At 28.4% G+C, this 24,257-nt stretch carries 23 protein-coding genes; 4 read left to right on the forward strand and 19 right to left on the reverse strand.

Annotated elements, in window-relative coordinates:
* From KI686_RS06520 to KI686_RS06540, 5 genes are all read right to left on the reverse strand, one after another.
* On the reverse strand, positions 1-600 hold the full coding sequence (locus KI686_RS06520) for a bifunctional nuclease family protein (protein WP_237588465.1): 600 nt from the start codon (positions 598-600) through the stop codon (positions 1-3).
* Between the two features lie 269 nt (positions 601-869).
* Positions 870-3,221: a sodium-translocating pyrophosphatase gene (locus KI686_RS06525; RefSeq protein ID WP_237588466.1), complete on the reverse strand. Its 2,352-nt coding sequence runs from the start codon at positions 3,219-3,221 to the stop codon at positions 870-872.
* Positions 3,222-3,509: 288 nt separating this feature from the next.
* On the reverse strand, positions 3,510-4,061 hold the full coding sequence (locus KI686_RS06530) for an inorganic diphosphatase (protein ID WP_438617004.1): 552 nt from the start codon (positions 4,059-4,061) through the stop codon (positions 3,510-3,512).
* A 118-nt stretch (positions 4,062-4,179) separates the two neighbouring features.
* Entirely contained in the window at positions 4,180-6,690 is a 2,511-nt protein-coding gene (locus KI686_RS06535; RefSeq protein ID WP_237588467.1) for a DUF5686 family protein, read from the reverse strand.
* Between the two features lie 131 nt (positions 6,691-6,821).
* Positions 6,822-7,799: a pyruvate dehydrogenase complex E1 component subunit beta gene (locus tag KI686_RS06540; protein WP_237588468.1), complete on the reverse strand. Its 978-nt coding sequence runs from the start codon at positions 7,797-7,799 to the stop codon at positions 6,822-6,824.
* Positions 7,800-8,132: 333 nt separating this feature from the next.
* On the opposite strand from KI686_RS06540, the gene KI686_RS06545 reads away from it, so the two are divergent.
* From KI686_RS06545 to KI686_RS06555, 3 genes are all read left to right on the forward strand, one after another.
* Entirely contained in the window at positions 8,133-9,071 is a 939-nt protein-coding gene (locus tag KI686_RS06545; protein WP_237588469.1) for a hypothetical protein, read from the forward strand.
* A 212-nt stretch (positions 9,072-9,283) separates the two neighbouring features.
* Positions 9,284-10,030 (forward strand): electron transfer flavoprotein subunit beta/FixA family protein, encoded by a 747-nt coding sequence (locus tag KI686_RS06550; protein WP_237588470.1) that lies wholly within the window; start codon positions 9,284-9,286, stop codon positions 10,028-10,030.
* A 127-nt stretch (positions 10,031-10,157) separates the two neighbouring features.
* Positions 10,158-11,114, forward strand: coding sequence for an electron transfer flavoprotein subunit alpha/FixB family protein (locus tag KI686_RS06555; RefSeq protein WP_237588471.1), 957 nt, complete (start codon positions 10,158-10,160; stop codon positions 11,112-11,114).
* A gap of 304 nt (positions 11,115-11,418) precedes the next feature.
* On the opposite strand, the gene KI686_RS06560 is transcribed toward KI686_RS06555, so the two are convergent.
* Positions 11,419-11,580: a DUF1328 domain-containing protein gene (locus tag KI686_RS06560; protein ID WP_237588472.1), complete on the reverse strand. Its 162-nt coding sequence runs from the start codon at positions 11,578-11,580 to the stop codon at positions 11,419-11,421.
* A 189-nt stretch (positions 11,581-11,769) separates the two neighbouring features.
* On the opposite strand from KI686_RS06560, the gene KI686_RS06565 reads away from it, so the two are divergent.
* Positions 11,770-12,795, forward strand: coding sequence for a helix-turn-helix transcriptional regulator (locus KI686_RS06565; protein ID WP_237588473.1), 1,026 nt, complete (start codon positions 11,770-11,772; stop codon positions 12,793-12,795).
* A gap of 63 nt (positions 12,796-12,858) precedes the next feature.
* Here the strand turns inward: KI686_RS06565 and KI686_RS06570 are convergent, their stop codons facing one another.
* The 13 genes from KI686_RS06570 to KI686_RS06630 all read right to left on the reverse strand — a co-directional run bounded on the left by KI686_RS06570 (position 12,859) and on the right by KI686_RS06630 (position 24,251).
* On the reverse strand, positions 12,859-13,059 hold the full coding sequence (locus KI686_RS06570; RefSeq protein WP_237588474.1) for a hypothetical protein: 201 nt from the start codon (positions 13,057-13,059) through the stop codon (positions 12,859-12,861).
* 31 nt (positions 13,060-13,090) lie between these two features.
* Positions 13,091-13,441, reverse strand: a complete 351-nt coding sequence (locus KI686_RS06575) for a hypothetical protein (RefSeq protein WP_237588475.1) — start codon at positions 13,439-13,441, stop codon at positions 13,091-13,093.
* Positions 13,442-13,445: 4 nt separating this feature from the next.
* Positions 13,446-13,781: a YtxH domain-containing protein gene (locus KI686_RS06580; protein WP_237588476.1), complete on the reverse strand. Its 336-nt coding sequence runs from the start codon at positions 13,779-13,781 to the stop codon at positions 13,446-13,448.
* 120 nt (positions 13,782-13,901) lie between these two features.
* The gene (locus KI686_RS06585) at positions 13,902-14,753 is read right to left on the reverse strand and encodes a 5-oxoprolinase subunit C family protein (protein ID WP_237588477.1); all 852 of its coding nucleotides are present in this window, start codon (positions 14,751-14,753) and stop codon (positions 13,902-13,904) included.
* On the reverse strand, positions 14,746-15,477 hold the full coding sequence (gene pxpB, locus KI686_RS06590; protein ID WP_237588478.1) for a 5-oxoprolinase subunit PxpB: 732 nt from the start codon (positions 15,475-15,477) through the stop codon (positions 14,746-14,748). Before pxpB ends, KI686_RS06585 begins: the two co-directional genes overlap by 8 nt.
* The gene (gene pxpA, locus KI686_RS06595) at positions 15,470-16,201 is read right to left on the reverse strand and encodes a 5-oxoprolinase subunit PxpA (RefSeq protein WP_237588479.1); all 732 of its coding nucleotides are present in this window, start codon (positions 16,199-16,201) and stop codon (positions 15,470-15,472) included. Before pxpA ends, pxpB begins: the two co-directional genes overlap by 8 nt.
* Positions 16,202-17,428, reverse strand: a complete 1,227-nt coding sequence (locus KI686_RS06600; RefSeq protein ID WP_237588480.1) for an Nramp family divalent metal transporter — start codon at positions 17,426-17,428, stop codon at positions 16,202-16,204.
* 100 nt (positions 17,429-17,528) lie between these two features.
* A complete protein-coding gene (gene pckA / locus KI686_RS06605; RefSeq protein WP_237588481.1) occupies positions 17,529-19,139 on the reverse strand; it encodes a phosphoenolpyruvate carboxykinase (ATP) in 1,611 nt (536 codons plus the stop codon).
* Positions 19,140-19,233: 94 nt separating this feature from the next.
* A complete protein-coding gene (locus KI686_RS06610; protein WP_237588482.1) occupies positions 19,234-19,617 on the reverse strand; it encodes a DUF423 domain-containing protein in 384 nt (127 codons plus the stop codon).
* A 51-nt stretch (positions 19,618-19,668) separates the two neighbouring features.
* Positions 19,669-20,388 carry a tRNA1(Val) (adenine(37)-N6)-methyltransferase gene (locus KI686_RS06615; protein ID WP_237588483.1) on the reverse strand — a complete coding sequence of 240 codons (720 nt, stop codon included), beginning with the start codon at positions 20,386-20,388 and terminating at the stop codon, positions 19,669-19,671.
* 96 nt (positions 20,389-20,484) lie between these two features.
* The gene (locus KI686_RS06620) at positions 20,485-20,925 is read right to left on the reverse strand and encodes a hypothetical protein (protein ID WP_237588484.1); all 441 of its coding nucleotides are present in this window, start codon (positions 20,923-20,925) and stop codon (positions 20,485-20,487) included.
* A gap of 79 nt (positions 20,926-21,004) precedes the next feature.
* Positions 21,005-22,315 carry an FGGY family carbohydrate kinase gene (locus KI686_RS06625; protein ID WP_237588485.1) on the reverse strand — a complete coding sequence of 437 codons (1,311 nt, stop codon included), beginning with the start codon at positions 22,313-22,315 and terminating at the stop codon, positions 21,005-21,007.
* A 145-nt stretch (positions 22,316-22,460) separates the two neighbouring features.
* Positions 22,461-24,251: an L-fucose isomerase gene (locus KI686_RS06630; RefSeq protein WP_237588486.1), complete on the reverse strand. Its 1,791-nt coding sequence runs from the start codon at positions 24,249-24,251 to the stop codon at positions 22,461-22,463.
* Positions 24,252-24,257 lie beyond the last annotated feature (6 nt).

Raw genomic sequence — 24,257 nt, forward strand, 5'->3', positions numbered from 1 at the left:
TTAGGAACGCTTACTAATTTCATCCCTAAGTTTTGCTGCAAGCTCATAATCTTCATTAGTTACTGCTTCTTCTAATTGGTTTTGAAGTTCTTCTATTGTTAAAGATTTAAATGAACTTTCATCATGTGTAATCATATTATCTAATGAGTCAGATTCCGCTGTTTCTTCTTCACCAAATTCTTCTTCTATTTTAAGAAAAACACCTGCTTTTTCTAATATATTTTCATAAGTGTAAATTGGTGCCTGAAAACGAACTGCTATTGCAATAGCGTCTGAAGTTCTTGCATCTATAGTTTCTTCTAGCCCATCTTTTTCACAAACTAAACTAGAAAAAAACACACCATCTACCAATTTATGGATTATAACCTCTTTTATTACGATAAAAAACCTATCAGAAAAGGTTTTAAATAAATCATGTGTAAGTGGTCTTGGCGGTCTAATTTCTGTTTCTAAAGCAATGGCTATAGATTGAGCTTCGAACGCGCCTATAATTACAGGCAAAGTTCTAGACCCGTTCATTTCGCTCAAAACTAACGCATAAGCTCCACTTTGAGTTTGACTGTAAGAAATACCTTTTATAGTTAGTTGTATTAAACTCATAAATTTATTTACATAAAACTAAAAGAAATTTATAATTGTTTTGAAGTTAATTTTATAAACTTTTTTAGAGGGCACAATTTAATAAAAATAATAAGTTATTACTTATATTTCTTAAAAAAGTACTTTTTTTTAAATGTTACACTTAATTGAAAAACAGAAAGGTTTTGTTTAAGCTTCTTTCTGTTGATTAATATAAGATTAAAAACCTATTAGAAAACAAATTCTAACAGGTTTTTAATCTTATAATTTAGTATCGTAAACATAAAAAATTATTCCTTTTTATGTTTAATAGTTTTTACTGATACATTATTATTCGTTTTTTCTATCTTTTTTTTAATTTCATCAATAGTTCCTTCAATTTTTTGAACATCTTTGGTTACAACACCATTAACAGTTTTAATTGTGGTAATTGTTGCCATTGCTAAATCTCCATTGGTTTGAGTAATTTCTACTTTTACATCTTTTTTAGTTTGATTAAAATTAGAAATATCAGCAGAATTCATTGCAATACTCGGTGCTATAACCAATGCAACAACAGACATTAATTTTAAAAGAATATTTAAAGAAGGACCAGAAGTATCTTTAAAAGGATCTCCAACAGTATCACCAACTACAGCAGCTTTATGATCTTCTGTCCCTTTTTTACCTTGTTCTTCAATTGTTTTCTTAGCATTATCCCAAGCACCACCTGCGTTAGATTGAAAAATTGCCATTAAAACTCCACAAGTTGTTACACCCGCTAACAAACCACCTAACATTTCTGCACCACCAATAAAGCCTATAGCCACAGGTACAGCAATAGCTAATAACCCTGGTAAAACCATTTCTTTAATAGACGCTTTTGTAGAAATATCTACACATTTATCATATTCTGCAACTCCATCTGCAGCATCAAAAATAGCTCTTTGTTCTTTGGTTGCTTTTGTCATATCAGAATCTACCGCTCTCATAACTTCTAAAGCAGCTTTTAATTTAGGAATATCTCTAAACTGACGACGAACTTCTTCTATCATTGCCATTGCAGCTCTACCAACTGCATTCATAGATAATGCAGAAAACACAAAAGGTAACATACCACCAATTAATAAACCTGCCATAATTTTTGGCTGAGAAACATCAATTGCTACAACATTAGCTGTTTTCATAAATGCAGCAAATAACGCTAATGCTGTTAAAGCTGCAGAAGCAATAGCAAAACCTTTTCCAACAGCTGCTGTTGTATTACCTACTGCGTCTAATTTATCTGTTCTATCTCTAACTTCACTAGGTAATTCTGCCATTTCTGCAATTCCACCTGCATTATCACAAATTGGTCCATAAGCATCAACAGCTAATTGGATTCCTGTATTTGCTAACATACCTACTGCAGCAATTGCAATACCGAATAAGCCTGCAAAATGATGAGAAACAATAATTGCAGCCGCAATTAAAATAATAGGAATTGCAGTAGACATCATACCAACACCTAAACCTGCAATAATATTTGTAGCTGCACCAGTTTTAGATTGCTTTACAATAGAAAGTACTGGTTTTTTACCAGTGGCTGTATAATACTCAGTTATTTTACCCACAGCTAAACCTGCAATTAAACCTGCAATTGTTGCCATAAAAACTCCCCATGAACCAAAAGGTAAACCTTCTACGGATTCTGGAATTAAAGTATCGATTATAAAATACGAAGCTACTACCATTAAACCTGCAGAACCAAATTCGCCAATATTTAAAGCAGTTTGTGGATTTCCACCGTCTTTAACTCTTACAAAGAACGATCCTAAAATAGACATTACAATTCCCACTGCAGCTAAAACTAACGGAAGATAAACTGCTCCTAAACCATTTAAATCTGGAGTAATTATAAAAGCTCCTAAAACCATTGTACCAATAATAGAACCTACATAAGATTCAAATAAATCTGCTCCCATACCAGCAACATCACCTACATTATCACCCACATTATCTGCAATTGTAGCTGGGTTTAAAGGATGGTCTTCTGGAATACCAGCTTCTACTTTACCAACTAAATCTGCACCAACATCTGCTGCTTTTGTATAAATACCACCACCTACTCTTGCAAAAAGAGCAATAGAAGACGCACCTAAAGAAAACCCAGAAAGCACATTTAAAACTAAAGTTAAATTTTCTGATCCAGGCCAAATATTTTGATACAAAATAAATAAACTACTAAGTCCTAAAACTCCTAAACCAACAACTCCTAAACCCATTACGGCTCCTCCTGCAAAAGCTACTTCTAATGCTTTTCCTAAAGATGTTCTAGCTGCTTGCGTAGTTCTTACATTTGCTTTTGTTGCTACTTTCATGCCAATAAAACCAGCTAAAGCAGAGCAAATTGCACCAATAACAAAAGACAAAGCTACAACTCCACTAGATCCTTCTTCAGAAACCCCTTTAAAATATAATAACACAGCAACAGCTACTACAAAAATTGATAAGACTTTATACTCTGCCTTTAAAAAAGACATTGCACCCACAGCAATATTTTTTGCAATTTTTTGCATCCTATTATCTCCCTGATCTTGCTTGCTTACCCAAGCACTTTTAATAACTACAAACGCTAGGGCCAACACCCCAAATAGCGGTAAAAATTTAACGATTAATTCCATACAATTAGTTGATTTAAATTTATATCATTTTGAAAATGACATTATAAAACATAAATTTACAGAAATTAAATTGATAAAAAAAGTATATTTATTTTACATATTATATATTTTAATAGCTATTAAATTTATATTTTAATAAAAAATGATTTATATCAGCTTTTACAAGTAATCTCATTGATTTTTAAAATACATAGTGAGAAGTGAAATAATTTTAATCTATTTTTAAGTTTAAAACAAAAAAAAACACCTTAAAAATTTAAGGTGTTTTTTTAAATATTATTTATCTATTTAAATAGTAAATGTTCTTTTTTTCTTGTGCTCACTATTATTATATCTATCAACACATTCGTTATATATTTTTACAGCAGCAGTTGCATCTCCCCAACCTCCTGTATCAACTTTTTTCTTTTCTAAGTCTTTATAAACTTGAAAGAAATGTTCTATTTCTTTTAATCTATGAGGATTTAAATCTGAAATATCTGTTTTATTACTCCAAATAGGATCAGAAACAGGTACACAAATTACTTTTTCATCTGGTCCTTTTTCATCAGTCATGTAAAAAACACCAATAGGTCTTACTTCCATTACCACCATTGGATAAGTTGGTTGATGACCTAAAACAAGTACATCTAAAGGGTCTGAATCTAAAGCTAAAGTTTCTGGAATAAACCCATAATCACCAGGATACATCATAGAAGAAAACAACATTCTATCGAATCTAATTTTGTGAAGCGCAAAATCGTATTCATATTTATTTCTACTTCCTTTAGGGATCTCTATAAGTACATCAAAAGTTACTTGTTTTTTTTGTTCTTTAGTCATTTGTTTCGGTTCTTTCATATTTTGGTTTTACACAAAATTAGTGATAAATTAAATTTTATTTAAGATTTTTGCCTTGTAAATTTACGCAAAGGTTTTCGGTTAAATTATTTAATAAAGCTATATAACTTTATTAAGATTAAAAATTAAACTCTAATCCGGCTGTTATACCAAACCTTCTAGCATCTGTATTATCAAAGTAGTTTCCTCTAAAATTAAAGTCTACTCTTAACACTTTAAATATGTTAGCAACACCTATACTATACTCGTAATATGGTTTTATAGATGGTGCTATTAATGGTATTTCTGCAGTATTACCAGTTGTATTAAGTGCAACATTTTCATCAGAAATATTTCCTATAAATGTTTTAAAGCCAACAACTGTTCTCATTTTTGTCTTTTTTAATAACGGAATTCTAGAAAAAATTCTTCCATTAAAATTATGTTCTAAATGTAAAGATGTGTATTGATCTGTTACAAATTCGTAAAAATTTAATAGGTTAAATGTATTATTAAACATAAAATAAGTTTGATTTCCAGGAGCCACACTTAATAAAGCTAAAGGCACTTCGCCAAATGTTTTACCAGCTTCTAAAGAGGTTTTTAATCTTCCTAAAGCCCCTATTTTCCATAACTTAAAAATAGATAATTGTACTTTTGTATAATCAAAATCACTATCAAAAACATCTTTACTACCTCTTGTTATTTGTGTATAATATTGGGCATAATCTGTATTAGCAGGATACCTTTGTACACCAAAGCCAGACATTTTTCTTTTAGGATAATAACCTAACCCAAAAATGGTTTCAAATTGTCTCATTTCTGAAGAAACCCCAGTTGCAGACGCGGCATCGTTATAATCTAAACTAAATGTTTCTGATGCAGAACTTAACGTTTTGTAGTTAGAAGAAAGTTTTAATACTAGGTTTGGTGTCGGTTCTATTTGTGCCGAAAACGTAGTTATATTAACATTTGTTAATTTATCATTTGTTCCTGTACTAATTAAAGATGACGAACCATCACTTCTACCTAAAACATCTGTATTAGCTATTAAAGAAGCCCCAATTTGTTCTATATCTCTTCTTTTTCCTCCGGATAGAATTAATCTGTTTTTCTTATTTAGTAACCATTTTCCTTGAAAACCATATTTTAACTTCTCATCTTTAAGTCCGTATGCTGTATAAGCTTCTAACCTAAATAAATCATTACTTGTTTTATAAGTTCTAGCACCAACTCTTACACGCAATCCTTCTACATCATTAAAACCAAAAGTAGAAAAAAGTGGTCCGTAATCTATGTTTAATGAATTAATTTCAAAATAACCAGAAGATAAAGTTTCTATTATCTTATTTAAGTTTTTATATTTTTTTACCGTTTGTAAAGTATCAATTAAAGTATATATTCCTTTTTCGTTGTCATTTAATTCTTCAAACCTATTATTGTTCCAAAATTCTTTGGGTTTATTATAAGAGTCATCATCTTGAGAAATAAAAGTTTTCTTATCGTAAAACTTTTTATCCTCTATGGGTTTATTAAAAACATAATCTTTATAAATGGTTGTTTTTTTACCATAAACACCTCTAGATTTCTCTTTATTTGTTAAAGAAAAATCTGACAACAAATAATCTCTTTTTAATACAAAAATAGAGTCGTTTAAAATATCAAATTCTTGTTCTATATAAACGTCTTTAACCCAATTTATGTTTGCATTTTTAGTTACTTGAAGGTTAATTTCTTTTACTGCAAATGTGGTATCGCTTACCCAAAAATTCCCTTTAAAAGTAAGTTCGTTTTTTCTTCTTGGGTAATAAATAATATTGTAAGACCATTTTTTATCAATAAAAGCACTGTCTGCCAATACATAATTATAATTGTTAATACCCGTTTTAGACAAAGGACTCACAAAACTTTTATCAAATATTTTTAGATAATTATCATAAATATTATAATCCGCGTACAAATCGTCTATATAATCAATTAGTTGTTGATTGTTACTAAAGCCAGAGTTTTGATTGGCTACTAAAACATCTTTTTCTTTTTTTAAAATATTATCACCATATACTTCAGAAATAGCTTCGTTTAAAAAAACAGGCAAAAAAGTTTTACCTGTAATACTTGAAGTATCTACATCTTTAAAAACAAACTCTAAACCATTAAAAATTTTCTTGTTTTTTAATTTATCATCAATTGTATTTAAATCAAATTCTACTTTTTGATATTTTTTATATTGATATTGATTAAAGTGTTTAAGTCCGTTTTTACGTTTTTGAGCCCAAATCTTTCTAAGAATTGCTATTGCAGGGTTATTTTTCTTAGGCTGTTTACCAGTAACTATAGTAATTGCATTTAAAGTTTCTTCCTCTTCTTCTAAAATTAACTTTAGATTAAATTGAATACTGTTCTCTAATTTATAAATTAAGTTTTTATACCCAATAAAAGAAACACTTATTTCTTGCCAATTTTTGTCTGATTCTAAATAAAAAGAACCATTATCATCACTAGTTGTACCTTCTGTAGAGTTTACAAATTGTATGCTACAGTATGGTATTGGGTCGTTATTTTTATCAATAATTATTCCTTTTACTTTTGTTTGTGCAAGTATAGAAAAAGAAAAAAAAGATATATATATTAAGAGTAATTTAAATCTCATATTTGTTTAATAAATAAGCAAAATAACGAATAAGTTGATTATTTATTTTCTATTAAAAGTTAAATATTTGTTTAAAAAAAAAGCCTTTTTGTCTTATAACAAAAAGGCTTTTTAAAAAATTTATATTTTGTTTATATATATAAAACTTCTTTTACAGCTTTTATAACATCGTTATGATTTGGAATCCATTTTTCTAATAATACTGGAGAATATGGAGCTGGAGTATCTGCCGTAGTTAATCTTTTTATAGGAGCATCTAAATAATCAAATGCCTCATCTTGTATTCTATAAGTAATCTCAGAAGAAACACTTGCAAATGGCCAAGCTTCTTCTAAAACAACTAATCTGTTAGTCTTTTTAACTGAAGCTATAATTGCAGCGTGATCCATAGGACGTACTGTTCTTAAATCAATAATTTCTACAGAAATATTTTCTTTAGCTAACTCATCTGCAGCTTTGTAAGCTTCTTTAATAATTTTACCAAAAGAAACAATTGTTACATCTGTTCCTTCTCTTTTAATGTCTGCAACACCAATAGGAATAATGTATTCTCCTTCAGGAATTTCCATTTTATCACCATACATTTGCTCAGACTCCATAAAAATAACCGGATCGTCATCTCTAATTGCAGCTTTTAATAAACCTTTTGCATCATACGGATTAGATGGAACTATAACTTTTAAACCTGGCGTGTTTGCAAACCAGTTTTCAAATGCTTGCGAGTGTGTTGCTCCTAATTGACCTGCAGAAGCTGTTGGCCCTCTAAAAACTATAGGACAATTAAATTGCCCACCAGACATTTGTCTAATTTTTGCAGCATTGTTTATAATTTGATCAATTCCAACCAAAGAGAAGTTAAAAGTCATATACTCTACAATAGGTCTATTACCGTTCATTGCAGAACCAACTGCAACTCCAGCAAAACCAAGTTCAGCAATTGGTGTATCAATAACACGTTTAGCACCAAACTCATCTAACATACCTTTAGATGCTTTATATGCACCATTATATTCTGCAACTTCTTCACCCATTAAGTAAATGCTTTCATCTCTACGCATTTCTTCACTCATGGCTTCACAAATCGCCTCTCTGAATTGAACTGTTTTCATCTAGTATAAAATTGTAATTATTATTTTCTATTTACAAAAGTAAGGAAATTATGTGTAAAATAAATGTACTTTTATATCAAAAAAAAACAAGTTTATATTTTGCATAAATCTCTATTTTTTAATCTAAAAGATAAGGTGTTTTTAATCTTACTTTTTCTAATTAATTCTCTTTTTGTTTTTAAGTATTCTGTAAGACTACCAGAAACTTTAAATAATATAGCTTTGTTAACTTACACCTTATTATTTATAAGCATTTTCTATGCTCACTTTAAGCTTAAAAATTTTTTAAATAGAATTAGAAACTTTAATTTGCTATTATACATTTTTTCTTTTTTGATATTTATTGTCTTTCTATTAGTTAACTTAAAAGTAGATGGATTGTCTTTAAATACAGACAGATGGTCTGCTTTAGATGTTTTAATAAAAAGTATTTTAGAAATTAAATATCCTTACGCAATCTTAGATCATTTAGGTAATACAACTTCTAATCTACCAGGTTTGTTTTACATTGGGTTGCCTTTTTATTTACTGGGCGATATAGGTTTTTTACAACCATTTACGTTCCTTTTTTTATCATTATTCATCATACAATCAAATATTAAAAATGATCAAAAAGTATTTATTTTTTTATTGATATTGATTTCTCCTGCTTTTTATTGGGAGGTAATTGCAAAAAGTGATTTAATGAGTAATTGTATCTTATTACTTATTTTTATTTGTTTTTGGCAGAAAAAATTTAGAAATAAACTTTTTAAGAAAAAAGGATTACTAGCAATTATTGTTGCTTTGTTCTGTTTAACAAGAGGCATAGTAATGATACCTTTAACCCTTTTTTTGTTTGCTCCTTTTGTTAAAATTGCCTCAAAGAAAAAAATATCTTTTCTACTTTATTTATTCTTTTTTGGAGTTCTTATTTCTTTACCAATTTTATTTTCATTACCAAGTTTAGATTTTATAATAGAACACAACCCTTTTAATCATCAGACAAGATATGCTCCTAAAATTTTAATTATTTTATCATTATTAGTTCCGTTTTTTTTGTCTTTTAAAGTTAAGTATTCTAGTGATGTTTTTCTTTTTTCTACTTACATTTTTAGTGGTTTAATGTTAATTACTTTTGGCTTAAATATTATAGAAGAAGGTTTTTATAATAATGTCTTTGGAGATTTATTTGATATTTCTTATTTATCAATGATATTACCTTTTATATTTTTTTACTTTTTAGAAAGCTTTATAAATATTGAAGAGGGTTTTAAAAATTATAGAAATTAATGAGAATAAGTTTTCAATAAAAAATCTCCCTTCTTTATTTAAATAATTTTATTTTTATTTATTAAACCTCTTTTTTTTATAAAATTGAAAAAAAATACTATTGTTTTTAATTAAAAAACTAAAAAACCCTAAAAAATACTATGCATGCATAGTATTTTTTAAAAAAAAGCCGTATTTTCGTAAACGACAAAAAACGTTTAAAATAGAGTTTTATGAAAATATTGGTTTGTATTAGTCACGTCCCAGATACTACATCAAAGATTAATTTTACAGATAATAACACAAAGTTTGATACAAATGGAGTGCAATTTGTAATAAATCCTTATGATGAGTTTTGTCTTACAAGAGCGATGTGGTTTAAAGAAAAACAAGGTGCTTCGGTAACCGTTGTAAATGTTGGTGGTGCAGAAACAGAACCTACTTTAAGAAAAGCCTTAGCAATAGGTGCAGATAAAGCAATTCGTATAAATGCAAACCCAACAGATAGTTTTCAGGTAGCAAGTGAGTTATCTGAAGTTGTTAAAAAAGGTGAGTTCGATTTAGTTTTAACAGGAAAAGAATCTGCAGATTATAACGGACAAATGGTACCTGGTATGTTATCTGCTTTAACTAATTTTAATTTTATTAATGGTTGTGTTGGTATAGAAATAGAAGGCACAAATGTATCTGCTACAAGAGAAATAGATGGTGGTAACGAAACTTTGTCTTCTAGTTTACCTATTGTAATAGGTGGCCAAAAAGGAATTGTAGAAGAAAAAGATTTACGTATACCAAATATGCGTGGTATTATGATGGCACGTAAAAAACCGTTAGAAGTTGTAGAGCCTATAGGTAGTACATCTGCCACAAACATTCAATCTTTTGAAAAACCAGCACCTAAAGGAGCTGTAAAATTGATAGACTCAAATAATGTAGATGAATTAATTAATCTGCTACATAATGAAGCAAAAGTGATCTAACTTAATAAAATAAGTTTACACAAATTTGTCTTAGAATTTTCACAAATAATAAAAATATTTTTAGAATACTTTTTAGTACCTGATTATAATAGTACAAATATTCTAAAAATTTAAAACCTTATAAAATATGTCTGTATTAGTTTTTGCCGATTCGTCGGAAGGAAAATTTAAGAAATCTGCTTTTGAAGTAGTTTCATATGGAAAAAAAATTGCAGAACAATTAAATACAAATATTGTTGCAGTAACAATTAATGCTGATGATTCATCTGAATTATATAAATACGGAGCAGAAAAAGTAGTTACAGTTTCTAATGATAGTTTAACTATTTTTAATGCGAAACAATATGGAGCAGTAATTACTGAGGTAGCAAAAGCAGAAAGCGCAACAGTTGTAGTTATAGACTCTAGCATTGATGGATTGTATTTAGCTCCATTAGTTGCTGTAAACCTAGAAGCCGGTTGTATTTCTAATGCTGTAGAGCTACCATCAAACGTTAGCCCGTTTACAATAAAAAGAAAAACATTTTCTAATAAAGCATTTTCTAACACTGTAATTTCTACTGATGTAAAAGTAATAGGATTAGCAAAAAATTCTTTTGGAATTTATGAAAACGTTGTTTCTGGAACTACAGAATCTTTTGAAGCAGCTTTGCCTGATGCAGGTGTAAAATCAGAAAAAATAGAAAAAGTTACTGGTAAAGTAACTATTGCAGATGCAGATATTGTAGTTTCTGGTGGTAGAGGTTTAAAAGGACCAGAAAATTGGGGTATGATTGAAGAATTGGCAGATGTTTTAGGAGCCGCAACAGCTTGTTCTAAACCTGTTTCTGATTTAGGTTGGAGACCTCATGGAGAACATGTTGGACAAACAGGTAAACCCGTAGCATCTAATTTATATATTGCTATAGGTATTTCTGGTGCAATACAACACTTAGCAGGGATTAATGCATCTAAAGTAAAAGTAGTTATAAACACAGATGCAGATGCTCCTTTCTTTAAAGCTGCAGACTACGGTATTATTGGTGATGCTTTTGAAGTTGTACCAGAATTAATAGAAAAATTAAAAGCATTTAAAACAGCTTAATAGTTTTTTTGTGTCTTTTAAAATAGACGCTCATAATACTAACAAAATAAGGTAGTAATATAAATATTACTACCTTTTGTTTTGTTATATAATTTCATTTAAAAAAAGTTTATTTTTTATTTATAAACAAAAATGTAATTTTTTATTTTTTTTATATTAAAAACTAACTTTATAAATATTGATTTTATAAAATATTGACAAACAACAACTAAATTATATCATTTTTTATAAAAAAATCTCTATAAAATAAAAACATCGCTTAAATTAAGCGATGTTTTTATTTCTATTTTTTATAATTAATAGTTTAACGTTTTACCAAACTCTTAATAATTGATAAAACAAAAAGTACTATAAATATAAAAAAGAAAATTTTTGCGATTCCGGTTGCAGCACCTGCAACTCCACCAAATCCAAAGATTGCAGCAATAAAGGCTATTATTAAAAATGTAATGGTATAACGTAACATATTAGTAAGTTTTAATGGTTAATATTATAGATAACTCCTTGTTATCTTCTATTCAAAGTTACTAACAATTAACACGTTACATTAACTGTAATAATTTTCATTTTAACTCATTTAATTTTAGTTACTTTACAAAAGTTCTCTCACATAATTAAAACTAGGTAAAAAAGGAATATTAAAACATAATATCTAATGATAGAAATTGAAATAATTGCTGATAGTCCTAAGGACTTAATCACTCAAATTCACGACGTGACAGGAGGTTCTTTAGTAACAGATTGGAATGAAAGCGTATTAACAATTAATAATGAATACGCTACAGGGATTATAAGATTTATTCCTTTTGATTGGGGCGTAAACCTTTTAGATTTTGAGTTAAAATTACACAAAGAGTTTATTTTAAAAATTAAAGCTGATGAACATTTTAATCCAATTCGTTTTATTTATCCTTCTTTAGGTTATTTAAAACATCGTTTTGGTGTTCAAAATGAAGTAAAACAAATAGATCAATTTCAATCTTTAATTTTTACAAATAAAACAGGAGGTTATAATTACCTTTCTTTTCCTAAAAACGAAAGTGTAAATATTAATGTAATACAAATTACCAGAAAACATTTTCTTAAAAAAAGAACAACCAATGTTTCTACTTTAAGCGAAAAACTTTATGATGTTTTTATGGACACCGATCATGAAAATAGGTTTTCTAATTATGGTACTTTAAACTTAAAAATGGCCGATTTAATTAGAGACATGAAAAAAGTAAAAGGTAAAGGAATGCTACGTATTTTAAAAATTGAAGCAAAAGTTTATGAGATTTTATCACATCACATACAACAACATAATAGAATTTTAGATGGTCAAAAAATACCAAATGCTATTGATAAAAGCGAATTAAAAATTGTAAGAAAAATAGGAAATAATATTCTAAAAAATCCTGCTAAAGAATACACTTTAGAGCAAATTTCAGAAAATTACGGTTTAACACAAGCAAAGCTTCAAGAAGGTTTTAAGTTTTTATACAAAAGAACTGTTACAGAATATATAAGACATATTCGTTTAGAATCTGCAAGAAACATGTTAAAAAATACCGATTTAAATATTTCTCAAGTGGTGTATAGTGTAGGTTTTAGTAGTAGAAGTTATTTTTCTAAAATTTTTAAAGAAAAATATGATATTACTCCAAATCAATTTAAAAAAAATCTACTAACTGTTATTTAATAAAAAAACCTCAATATAAAATATATTGAGGTTTTTAAAATCAACTAACCACTATTAAAAAAATTATTTAAACACTTTTTTTAAAAGCATAAAAAAACCGTATTTACTTGCAAATTTAAAAGTGCTATTTAACCAATTTATTGGTTTTAAAACATCTTCAAAATCACGCTTTACAATCTTAAGTTCTTCTAAAGCTATTTCCTTTTCTAAAGCTAATTTTTTAAGTTCTTTTTCTATATCATCAAAGCTCTCGTAGGTTTTCATAGTTTTATTTTTTTTTAGTTGATTGATTTTTTTAAGATTCAAAAAACATATCAGACATTTTTCGAATAATCTTTTTATCTATTTTTTTTCTTATTGAAAAAATAAAAAGCGGAATAATTAAGAAAAACAACGCAACAATTAAATATCCAAGAGAAGTATTATTTAAATAGTTACCTAGAAAAATTGCGGAAGCAAATGCTAAGAAAATTAATCCTATAAAAACAAACCAACCTATTAAAAATACTTTAACTATAGAGCTTAAAGAAACAGTTGCTAGTTGAAAAATTTTTAATTTTCCATGCTCGTAAAAAGTTTCTAAATATTTTTGGCCAGACTCAGAACCTCTATTTGTTGTCTTATTTATTTTATCTAAAATTTCCATTTAATTAGGCAGATTTTTGTAATTTTTTATTTTTCTCTTTCAATTCTTTTAATTTTTTCTCTAAAGAAGAAATTACATCTTCTGTTTTATGACTTACGTTAGATACCACAGTTTCTAATTGATCATCTAAAGTATCTGTCTTATTTACAAACGTAGATGCTACTTTTTCTGAAATATCAGAAGCATTTTCTACTATTATATCTTTTGCATTAATTGCTTCATCTGCAATTTTCTGTCTTGTTTCACTACCTTTATAAGGTGCAAATAAAACTCCTAAAGTTGCTCCTATTGCTGTTCCTGCTAAAATTCCTACTATCGTGTTACTACTACTATTATTCATAATATTTTGTTTTAATGGTTAAACTTATTTTCTGTACTTATATAGTGTTGTATAATTAGTACATCACAAATCTACAACAGCAATAAAGTCTTGTTTAACTCTATAAAAGTAAATCTTAACTCAAATGCTAATTAAGGTGAATTTTAAGCTATTATGAGTCGTTTTTTGAGAAAGTATGCCAATTGAATTTTCTGTAAGCTGTAAAACTCTAGGATAACCACCAGTAACTTGGCAGTCTTTCATTAAAACAATAATTTTTCCAGAAGGTGTTAATTGTACAGTTCCTGGCAAAACTGCAGATGTTAAAATAGAAGGTAAATTATTTTTGATTGTTTCATTTAACCGATACCCCATTCTATTATTATCATTAGAAATGGTAAATAACAGATTTGTTAATTGTTTTTTTTGATCATCATTTAACAAATCATATTCCGGACCTTTAAAACATTTTATTTCTTCTGTTTTAAAATAAGATTTTAAAATTCCGACAGAAGTATTGGTTGATTTTAATTGAGCTTTAATCTTCTTTACAGGTAGAATTTCATTTTTTTTAATGATAAAATCATCGGTTATATTCTGATAAAAACTTCTACTTTGTAATATTTTTTTTGATTGAAAACCTTCTTTTACCGCTAAATAACAACGAACTCCAAAATTAATTTTTCCAAAAGATAAAACATCATTTTTAGAAACACTAATTCTTGCATTTATTAAAATTGATTTCTGATTTATTTTAGGCGAAAAATCTCCACCAGAAATACATATAAAAGTATCGGTTAAAAACTGTAATTGCGTTCCGCCAAATGTAATTTCTAAAACGGCAAATTCTAAAGAATTATTTAAAATACTATTAGCTAAATTAGCAGAATACTCATCCATAACACCAGAAACCGGCACTCCTATTGAAGCAAAACCTTGCCTACCTTTATCTTGAATTGATGCATAAAAACCTGCTTTTAAAACTTTAATCATTTAATAAAGTTTTAGAAATTTTATAACTATTTTCTGTAATTTCTTTTTCTATTTCATAAAATTCATCCAAAGAAATAGACACAAATTTTATTTTATCTCCAGCTTTTGCAAAACACGGATTGTCATTTTCTACATCAAAAAAATTAACAGGCGTTTTACCAATAATATTCCATCCGCCAGGAGAATTTAACGGGTAAACTCCGGTTTGTTCACCACCTATTGCAACTGCACCTTTATCTACTTTTAAACGCGGATTTGGTTTTCTATCAAAAAACAATTGTTTATTTAATCCGCCTAAATAAAGAAAACCAGGTAAAAACCCAATAAAGAAAACTGTATAAATTTTAGATGAATGCAATTGTATAATTTCTGATGTAGTTAGTTTGGTTTTTGCTGATATTTCTTCTAAATCAGCCCCAAATTTAACATTGTAACAAACAGGAATTTCCCACAAATAATTAGATGCTTTTTTAATTTTTACATCAGAAATATAAATAGATTTTAAGAAGTTTACTTCTTCTAAAAAATTAGAAAACTCTTCTTTATATTTTATAGTTAAAGAATGATAACCAACAACTAAATCTGTATAAAATTCTTTTTTTTGATGCGCTATTTTGTGTTTAAATTTAAGAATATCATTTAAAATATCTTCACTAATAATTGCGTTCCATTCTACAAGAATAGCCTTATTTCCAAAAGGTTTATATGTAATTTTATTAACCAATTTGTATTCCTTTTTTTGCAAGTTCTTTAGATAAAAACGCTAAAATTTCTAATGAATTTTCATGATCTCCATGAATACAAAAAGTATCTGCTTTAATCTTTATTTCTGTATTAGAAATAGTTGTTACTTTTTGATGTAAAGCCATACTACAAACATGATTTAAAACTTGTGTAGAATTCTTAATAATCGCATTTTCTTTATTTCTGGCAACCAAAGTTAAATTATCATTGTAATTTCTATCTGCAAATGCTTCGTATTTAATTTTGATGTTGTTTTTTAAAGCAATTTTTTCAATTTCAGAATTAAAAGGAACATATAAAAACACATTTTCTGTATATTTTAAAATGCTTTTTATAAAGTTTTCTGCTGCATTTTTATCTACAGCAATTAAATTATACAAAGCTCCGTGTGGTTTAATATGATGCAGTTTTTTATTGAATTTAGATAATCTTTCTACAAATAAATCTAATTGATTTTGAATACTAGTTTGCAAATCGTTTGCAGAAATATGCATTACTTTTCTACCAAAATTTTCTTTATCAGCAAAAGAAGGATGTGCACCAATTAACACATTATTTTCAATAGCCAATTGTATGGTTTTGTCAATAGTATTTTTATCGCCATAATGGCCACCACAGGCAATATTACAAGAAGATATGTGTTGCATTAACAAATGTTCATTTACAATTCCTTCACCAACATCACAATTAATATCTATCTTCATTTATATAATATTAAAGACTTTTAAAATTCCTTTTGCACCTAAAAAAATGGTTATTGCTAAAATTACAAAACCGATAATATTTTGATTTTTACTATTGATAAAATCTCCTAAAACCGCTTTTTTATTCATAATCCACAATAAAATTCCGGCAATAATAGGTAAAAGCATTCCGTTTGCAACTTGTGCAAATTTTATAATTTCTATTGGTTTTATGCCTATTGATGAAAATAAAACACCTAAAAACAGAATGGTAATCCAAACAAATCTAAATTTTTTAGATTTTAAACCAACTTGCCAACCCAAACACCCTTTTGCTACATAAGCAGCTGCTAAAGGTGCTGTAATTGCAGATGTAATTCCGGCAGAAAACAAACCTAAAGCTAAAAAATAAGTAGCAAATTCGCCATACAAAGGCGCCAATCCTTTTGCTAAATCTGCGGCATTTGTAATATTGGTAGTTTGTATTGCTGCTGCAGAAACTATAATTGCCATTGAAACCAAACCGCCTAAAATAATAGAAACTACAGTATCTTTTTTAGCTGCAGATAAATCTTCTTTTTTACTCCATCTTTCTTTTACCAAAGAGGCGTGTAAAAACAGATTATATGGCACTACAGTTGTACCAATTAAACCAATAATTGTTAGAATACTTTTTTCTGGAAACTGAGGTATAAACAATCCTTTTAATAATTCTAAAATATTTGGTTTAGTAACAATTGCAGTTACTAAAAAAGAAATACTCATTATTAAAACCAATGTTACTAAGGCTTTTTCTAAAAATTTATAATTACCAATATAGAGCAAAACAAAAGCAATAATACCAATTAATACACTTAATAAATTGATTGAAAACCCATTGAAAACTAAGGTAATTTCACCTAGAATAGTTTCTAAACCTAAAATTCCACCGCTTATGTTTCCTGCTTCGTAAGATGCATTACCAACTACAACTGCGGCTAAAATTAAAAAAGTGATAAACTGTTTTAAAATTGGGTTTTTAATTTCTTCTCTAATCACTTCAGACAATCCTTTTTGAGAAATAATACCCAATCTTGCTGCCATTTCTTGTAAAACTATGGTTGCTATTACAGAAAGCAACATTGCCCAAAGTAAATTAAATCCAAAATTTACACCTGCTAACGTACAAAGTGTTACAGTACCAGGACCAATAAAAGCTGCTGCAACTAATGTACCCGGACCTATATTTGAAAACCATTTTTTTATCATAAAAATAAAGTTTATCTAATTTTTAAAACTAAAGATACTTTTTTAAAATAAAAAACACCCCAATTACGGGGTGTTTCAGAATAACTATTAAAAAAAACGACTAAAATGCATAACGTTGTGGACCTCCTCTTCGGATTTCTTCGTTTGCAAACTCTTCAAATTGTTTAAAATTATGTCTAAATGCATTCGATAATTTAAACGCTGTTTTATAATAAGCATCATCATTATTCCAAGTTGCTCTAGGACTTAATAATTCTGTTGGCACGCCAGGACAAGTTCTTGGTTGTGCTACACCAAAAACAGAATGTATATGGTAATCTTCATAAGTATAATCTCCTAATTTACCTTCTAAAACAGCCGTAATCATTGCTCTTGTATATTTTAAAGGCATTCGTCTACCAACACCGTATTGACCGCCAGACCAACCAGTATTTACCAACCAAACATTTACACCTGCATCCTTCATTTTTTTACTTAACATTTCTGCATATCTTGTTGGGTGTAATGGCATAAAAGGCGCTCCAAAACAAGCAGAAAAACTTGGTACAGGTTCTGTTACACCTGCTTCTGTACCTGCAACTTTTGCAGTATAACCAGATATAAAATGATATGCTGCTTGGCTTGGTGTTAACTTAGAAATTGGAGGTAAAACTCCAAAAGCATCTGCAGTTAAAAAGAAAATATTTTTTGGATTTTTACCTATTGATGGTTTTTGAATATTATCTATATGATAAATTGGATAACTTACTCTTGTATTTTGAGTAATTGATGTATCTGCAAAATCTACAACACCATCATTATTCATAACAACATTTTCTAAAATTGCACCTTTTTTAATGGCTGCAAAAATCTCTGGTTCTTGTTCTGCAGATAAGTTTATTACTTTTGCATAGCAACCTCCTTCAAAATTAAAAACAGTATTTTCTGCCGTCCAACCGTGTTCATCATCACCAATTAAACTTCTTTCTGAATCTGTAGATAATGTTGTTTTACCAGTACCAGATAATCCGAAGAAAATAGCAGTATCACCTTCTTTACCAACGTTTGCAGAACAATGCATTGGCAACGTATTTTTATAAATAGGCAAAATAAAATTTAAAGCAGAAAAAATTCCTTTTTTAATTTCTCCTGTATAACCTGTTCCTCCTATTAAAGCAATTTTTTTAGTAAAGTTTAAAATTGCAAAATTATGTTGACGTGTTCCGTCTTCTTCTGGATCTGCCATAAAACCAGGTGCGTTAATCACGGTCCATTCTGGTAAAAAGGTTTCTAATTCTTGTGCTGTTGGTCTTAAAAACATATTGTAAGCAAACATGTTACTCCACGGATATTCATTTACAACTCTAATATTTAGCTTGTAATTATCATCTGCACAGGCATAACTATCTCTTACAAAAATTTCTTTTTCTGATAAATAATTTACAACTTTTCTGTATAAAGCATCAAACTTTTCTGAATTAAACGGAATGTTAATATCGCTCCACCAAACTTTATCTTCTGTAATTTTATCTTTTACAATAAAACGATCTAAGGGCGAACGCCCAGTAAACTCTCCTGTGTTAACAGCAATTGCACCTAAAGAAGATACTACACCTTGTTTTTTTTGTAAAGTCTCTTGGTGTAATTCTTCTGAAGTTAACTGATAACGAATTATTGCATTTTTGATTCCTAGACTAGTTAACGAAATCGATTTCGTGCAGGTATCTAACATATCAATATTTTTAAATGATGAATATAAATTTTTACACCACTAATTTACGAATATAATTTTATATAGCTATTAAAATTATTAAATATATAAAAACCTATTTGTTTTTAAGAGCAGTTTTTAAAAATACAATAATCATTAAAAGCCACCCTAAGATTAAAGTAAGACCTCCTAAAGGCGTTATAAACCAAATAGATTTTGCTGAAATTGATGTTAAATGAATAGCATAAATAGAACCTGAAAAGAGTAAAATTCCTGAAAAGAAAAGATAACTAATTCTATTTTTTTGTTTCTTAGAAAATCCATCAAAAATATTAACAAACAATAGTACTATTACATGATACATTTGGTATCTAACTCCTGTTTCAAAACTCAATAATTCTTCTGCAGATAAAACTTCTTTTAAAGCATGAGCACCAAATGCTCCTAAAATAATAGCTAACATTCCTAAAAGAGCAGTAATTGTTAAATTTTTATACATTTTTAAAATTTATTTTTCATGATAAAACTAAGCATAACCCTATATAATATCTTACATTTTTAAATAAAAATCTTTGGTTAATTTTATGTAATCTTCTGTGTATTGATGGCGAGCAACTTCTATAACTAAATGTTCTTTTTTAATTTCTGATGGATGAAAAGAGAATTCTAACAAACTTCTTTTTATTTCTGATTTTGGATTGCCTTGTACATGACAAACTTTGTTTAAAAACAATTTATTTTCTTTTGCTAAATTGATAAAACCCTCTTCTTCTTTAAAAGGAACAATTACAGAAAATATTCCATTTTCTGATAAAATTTTAGATACACCTTTTAATAATTCATCAAAAGAAAGTGATGATGTAAAACGTGCTTTGTTTCTTGCTTTATTATTAGTTTCGTAATCATCAGTATAAAATGGTGGATTAGAAACAATTAAATTATAGGTTTCTTCCTCTTCTTCAATTTCATCGGCAAATTCTTGAAAAGTAGCATTGTAACAATACAAACGATCTCCCCAATCAGATTTTTCAAAATTTTCTACCGTTTGTTCATAAGCATTTTCATCAACCTCAACAGCATCAATTGTCATTGCATCAGAACGCTGTGCAAGCATTAAAGATATAATTCCTGTTCCAGAACCGATGTCTAAAATTGTATCTAAATAATTATCTACAGAACACCAAGCTCCTAAAAGCACTGCATCTGTACCAATTTTCATAGCTGTATTATTTTGATGAACAACAAACTCCTTAAATTCAAATGGTTTCATAAATAAATTATAATTGCTACAAAAGTACTTTTTCCCTAGCTAATTTTACAATTTGAACTCGATATTTATATCAATAAAAAACTAGGAAAACTGCATCTAATTAAGCTTCTTATAAATCTCTATATTTTGATAATTAATATCATTTTCTTTATAATTAATTGTTTGTTTAAGAGATGAATCTGATACTTCTATAACTATTGGATAAATAGAATTATACCCTTGCAAAGGGATAGACATAGAAGTTAAAGTTTCTATTAAAGTATCTTTTTTAAGATTATAAGTTCCGTAAGCATGCCATTCTACAGAATCTTTACCAGCATCAGAATTCCAGATAAGAAATCCGTCTAAATATATTTTGTGTTGAATTTTAGAATTATCTTTTAAAATAGTGTCTTTTTCCTTCAATCTAAAAAAGTTAGTTTGTTCCCAAACTCCCTCTAATTTATCTTTTTTACCTTCTTTATTATTACAAGAAACAAATACTAAAAGACTTGATAAGAATACTGTTTTAATGGCATTAAAAATTAGTTTATTCATCTCTTATTTTTTGTAGAAGGTACAACAAATAAGTTAGAACTCTTTATTTAAAAAACATAAAACACTATCAATAAAATATTTATAAATAATTTTTCATCATTAAGGCAGCACCCAAAGCACTTTCATTTTTACATTCTGATATTTTTATAACAACATCTTTCTGTAATAATTTTAAAAATGCTATAAAGATGTTATTCCTATTAAATCCACCAGAAATAAAAATATTTTTAATTGCTTTATCTTTATCCGTAATTAAATTAATACCAGAAATTACCTTTTTAGAAATCTCGAAAATTAATTGATAATAAGCTGTTTTATACAAACTAAAGTTATTTAATAAACTTTCATTCGCCTCAAAATTGGTATCTATTCCTTCTGATAAAAAAACTCGTGCGTTTTTAGTTATTAAATTTTGACATAGTTTTTCATCTAAATCTAACTCTAAATGTGTATTTATATCAACATTAAAATGTTTACTAAATGGCTCTAAATACACCTCATGAATACGCCCTAAAAATTGCATAGAAGATTTAACTTGTTGTTTTTTAGGTGTCATAAAACACAAACAATTGTTTTTTAATTGATGTTGTGTTAAAGTTTCTAAACTAAAAGGATTCATTGCAATAATCCAGGTTCCTGTAGAAAGTAATACAAAATCATTGTTTTTTTCTTTCTCTAAAATAGGTATTATTGATGATGAACTGTCATGTAAACCAGAACCAACTGCAACTTGTTGTCCGTTTATTTCTGCTAAAATTGCTTTTTCTCCATTTACAGGTTCTGGCAAAGAAATTCCTGCTTTTTTTAACCACGGATGATAATCCATTACATCAAAATTCCAAGTAGCTGTATGCGCTCCTATAGATGTAAAATCTGCTGTAACTTTTTTTGTAAATAAATAACTTAAATATTGAGGGTAATGTAGTATTGAGTGAACTTTCTGCCAAGTTTCTGGTTTATCTTTTTGCATCCAAAGCATTTGTAAACCTGTATTTAACATGCCGTAAGCAGGTGAAGCTGTTGCTCTAGAAAACTCTTCTACGCCTCCGTTTTGCTGATAAAACTCGTTAAAATCATTAATATCTAACGGTTTTAAATAATTATATAAAGGAGTAATTCTATTACCTTGTTTATCTAAATAAACAAGCGAAGCTCCATGAGTTGAAAAATTAATTGCTTTTAGATTATATAAGGAATTATTCTGTACCTTTTTTATTTCTTCAAAAATCCAATTTTCTATAGACTTAATATCATCACAAGGAAAACCATCATCATCTAATATTTCTTTAAATTTTGTAGAGTTTTGAAAGCATACTTCAAAATTTTCATCAAATAAAAATATTTTTTTATTTGTTTTACCTATATCTATAATTGCAATTACATTTTTCATTCTTATTGTAGTTAAAAAAGAAAAAGTTTCCTTTTAACTATTAAGAATTAAAAGGAGAAACTTTATCATCATCGAAATAAGAATTGACAAACAAAACAAACAATCCTAAAAATTTGCTTGCCAATTCTATTTTATAAATATTTTTTTATGATTCTTTAAAACCATATAATGGTCCATAATTTTTACAAGCTCTATAATCTGCTCCTTCTAGTTCTTCTCCAAAAGCAGACCAAGCACTTGGTCTAAAGACATCTTTTTCATCAACATTATGCATGTTAACAGGAATACGTAGCATTGCCGCTAAAGAAATTAAATCTGCACCAATATGTCCATGAGAAATTGCACCATGGTTTGCACCCCATTTTGCCATTACAGTATAAGCATCTTTAAAGAATCCTTTACCTGTTGTTCTTGGCACAAACCAAGTTGTTGGCCAAGTAGGGTCTGTTCTTTCATCTAAAATAGTATGTATATCTTCTGGCAACTCAACACTCCATCCTTCTACTATTTGTAAAACAGGCCCAATTCCTTTTATTAAGTTTAACCTGCACATTGTTAATGGCATTGTTGCTTTTGTTAAAAATTGAGATGAAAATCCTCCTCCTCTAAAATACTCGAAAGTTGCTGGTGGCCATTTTGTATTATCTAAACAACGCTGAACGTCATCTTCTGTTATATCCCAAAATGGTTTCATTGTTGGGTTTCCTTCACTATCTTTTTGTTGAGCTGTTGCATCTAACGTTGTAGATCCAGAATTAATTAAATGTATAATACCATCTTTGGCAATTCCTGTTAATTTTTTACCTGTAACTCTTTCTACAGATTCTGGACTCCAATACGTTCTTACATCAGAAAATAACTGTGCTTTGTTAGTTAATAAATGCCCAAATAACATAGAAATTGCATTTAAACAATCGTTTTCTGTAGCAAAAACATAAGCTTGTCTAATTCCGTTCCAATCAAAAGAAGAATTTAAAATAGACTCTGTAAAATCTGCATTTGGCTGATAATCTGTCCATTGTCTTTGCCCTTGAAAACCACCCATAATAGCGTTTCTCCCTTTAGACTCTTCACCAAAACCTAATTCTTTTAATTTTGGGTTTCCATTCATCAAATCTTTACAGATTAAGGTCATTTTAACAACCTTTTCCCATTCTTTTTCTTTTTCTTCGGATGATTTTTGAGTTTCTAAACTATTACGATCTTCTCCTTCTTTACAATTTTCTTTTGTCCAAGCTAATGCTTTTTCAAACTCTTCTTTATCATAAATCCCTTTATCCATTCTTCTTAAAAGCTCTACAGACTCTACAAATTCTGCTCTAACTCCTAAATAATCTTGTAAAAAGTTTACATCTACCATAGAACCTGCAATCCCCATAGAACTATAACCGATAGATAAATAAGATTTACCTTTCATTTGGGCAACTGCTAAAGCTCCTTTTACAAAACGTAAGATTTTCTCAGAAACATCATCAGGAATGGTTTGATCTCCTCCGTCTTGTACTTCTTTACCATAAATACCAAAAGCTGGTAATCCTTTTTGAGAATATCCTGCCAAAGCAGCCGCTAAATATACAGCTCCTGGTCTTTCTGTTCCGTTAAATCCCCAAACTGCTTTTGGTGTTAATGGATCTGTATCCATAACTTCTGTACCGTAACACCAACAAGGTGTAACTGTTAAAGAAACTTCTACACCTTCTCTTTTAAATTTATCTGCACAAGCAGCAGCATCTGCAACACCACCAATTGTTGTATCTGCAATAACACATTCTACTTTTTCTCCGCTAGGAAAACGCAAAGTATCTTCTATTAACTTTGCTGCAGCTTTTGCCATATCCATTGTTTGAACCTCTAAAGATTCTCTAACTCCCATTTCGCGTCCATCAATTACAGGACGAATTCCTACTTTTGGTAATCTACCTATTAATCTACTCATGATTTT

Source organism: Polaribacter sargassicola (genome assembly GCF_021991835.1).
Taxonomy (GTDB): domain Bacteria; phylum Bacteroidota; class Bacteroidia; order Flavobacteriales; family Flavobacteriaceae; genus Polaribacter; species Polaribacter sargassicola.